The organism is Aneurinibacillus aneurinilyticus ATCC 12856 (assembly GCF_000466385.1).
Lineage (GTDB): Bacteria > Bacillota > Bacilli > Aneurinibacillales > Aneurinibacillaceae > Aneurinibacillus > Aneurinibacillus aneurinilyticus.
On the sequence record NZ_KE952727.1, the window covers coordinates 1 to 2,097 of the forward strand.

The 2,097-nt window shown below is 33.0% G+C and carries 3 protein-coding genes; 2 read left to right on the forward strand and 1 reads right to left on the reverse strand.

Annotation, left to right across the window (positions count from 1 at the left end):
• Positions 1-414: 414 nt before the first annotated feature.
• Both HMPREF0083_RS06230 and HMPREF0083_RS06235 read left to right on the forward strand, forming a co-directional pair.
• A complete protein-coding gene (locus HMPREF0083_RS06230; RefSeq protein ID WP_021620299.1) occupies positions 415-1,071 on the forward strand; it encodes a TetR/AcrR family transcriptional regulator in 657 nt (218 codons plus the stop codon).
• A 144-nt stretch (positions 1,072-1,215) separates the two neighbouring features.
• Positions 1,216-1,428 carry a hypothetical protein gene (locus HMPREF0083_RS06235; RefSeq protein WP_021620300.1) on the forward strand — a complete coding sequence of 71 codons (213 nt, stop codon included), beginning with the start codon at positions 1,216-1,218 and terminating at the stop codon, positions 1,426-1,428.
• A gap of 66 nt (positions 1,429-1,494) precedes the next feature.
• Here HMPREF0083_RS06235 and HMPREF0083_RS06240 read toward each other — a convergent pair whose 3' ends face one another.
• Positions 1,495-2,013: a hypothetical protein gene (locus HMPREF0083_RS06240; RefSeq protein WP_051354556.1), complete on the reverse strand. Its 519-nt coding sequence runs from the start codon at positions 2,011-2,013 to the stop codon at positions 1,495-1,497.
• Positions 2,014-2,097: the final 84 nt, after the last annotated feature.

Here is a 2,097-nt window from a genome sequence, read left to right on the forward strand (position 1 = left end):
TTTTTATACCCTGTTCTTAACTTGATGGCTATGGGGACACCCTCTTCTTAATGTCCGCTAATACTTATTGCATGATTTGGTTTTATTGCTACACAAACCCTAGTAATGCCTTGATTAATGAGGTATAACATATAATCAATCCTCTCCTGATCCGCCTTTTGTTTTTCTACGCTTTTTTGCGTTTTGTCTTTATAAGGATTACATTGTCCAGTAGCCTAGTCTTGTTTGAATTATCTGTACAAAGAATACTGTATGAGTTTCTGTACAGAGTTTAATAAGTGGAAAATTGGATATTTAGCGATAAAATCGACGGATAATACCTCTATCCCTTGGAAAAAGACTACTTTCTATTGACATACAAATGGGTAAATAATAGTATACATACATATAAATGTATGTATAGGAGGTGATATTTTGCCACGCAATAAATATCCAGAGATAACAGAACAACGTATATTAGACACTGCAACTAAACTTTTCCTCGAAAAAGGATGGGAACAGACAACCATTCAAAATATTGTTGACGATTTAGGGGATTTGACTAGAGGTGCATTCTATCATCATTTCAAATCTAAAGAAGATATTATCGACGCAGTTCTCAACCGATTGGCTTTAGAAAATAATCCTTTTGAAAAAACAAAGAAAATGACAGGTTTAAATGGTTTAGAAAAACTAAAAAGTGCTTTTCTGCTGTCCTTTGCTAATCAAGGACAGCTTGATGCAATCAAATCTATTCCATCTATCTTAAAAAGTCCTAAACTTATTGCCAATCAATTAAGGGACTGTATCAACACAGGCGCTCCTGATATACTTTCGTTTATTGAAGAAGGTATGATGGACGGTTCACTCTCCATCCACTACCCAAAGCAGACTGCCGAAACACTTATGCTACTAACAAATATTTGGTTGAGTCCAATTATTTTTTCAGTAGATACAGATGAATATATGCAAAAGGTAAAACACCTGCAAGAATTGTTTAATGGTATTGGGTTACCCATCTTTGATGAGCAAATACTAACGGTTCTCGAAAATTTTCACAAAGAAATCTGCAATCAAAATAGACTGCCTTAAGGTAGTTTGTTTTTCACCACATACATACATATATATGTATGTAGCTTGAAGGTACGGGAAAACGTGTCATCCTTCTCTTTCCTTATCCAATAAAGTTACAAGCATTGTAATGAAAAAAATCAGCTGTATGGAGGTCTAACAGATATGGAACAAAAAATTGAAAGATATATAGACAATGCTCTTGATAATATTGCACCCCAACTTTTTTCGTTTAGTATTATTTTAGGGATCATCCTAACGTTTTTAGGGATTACTTTCATTATGAAAAAATCTTCGGCAAGGAACTTGAAAACAATTGGATTGGTGTGCGTTGGAGCCGGTGTAGTAGCAATTGTAAGTGGTTGGGTGCAGATGTGATTTTTTTATTAGTAATAGGCCTAGTGACATGCTTCCGGCTCTAGTCCGTCACTGGGCCTTTATATGTTAATTTATTGATGCAATATCTAGTCGGATCATTTGAATTTTATTTTCCACACACCAGAATTCGAGCGTTGTTTGATTTTTTTTATCAATATATCCTAAAATATCTGTCCCTTGTTCTTGTCTCTTATAATAGTTTTTTCCGTATAATTTTACAACTTTTTCCGAAAGGTCCCCTAACTTAATTCCATTTTGGGTCACTAGTTTTTTGTCGTGATTATCATTAACAATTATTCTAATAATCATATGGCTATTTTTATCAGTAGCAATTACTAAACCATTTTTTAGATTGAAATAATCATAAGAATTGTTGTCATTTAATGACTGGATTTTCCCATACTCTTTTATGAAGGATGGGCTGTTAATATCTTGATGCAATTTTAATCCACTTATATTTTCTTTACTTAAATCGATACTATTAGTAATTAGTGAATAAATAGGCCGCGGGGCTAATTTCCATTGAAAAATAAATAGATACGCAGAAATTACTACTAATAATATTAAAAAGATCGTTTTTTTCAAATTATCACCCTCCATTTTTACAACCCATGTAATTCATCTTATTTTTTTTAATGAGCGTTTTGCATAATTTTCGCTCTTAGAGCC

What these genes read in the sequence shown, in the direction of transcription:
- HMPREF0083_RS06235 (WP_021620300.1), top strand. Translation starts at nt 1,216, where the DNA reads ATGGAACAAAAAATTGAAAGATATATAGACAATGCTCTTGATAATATT.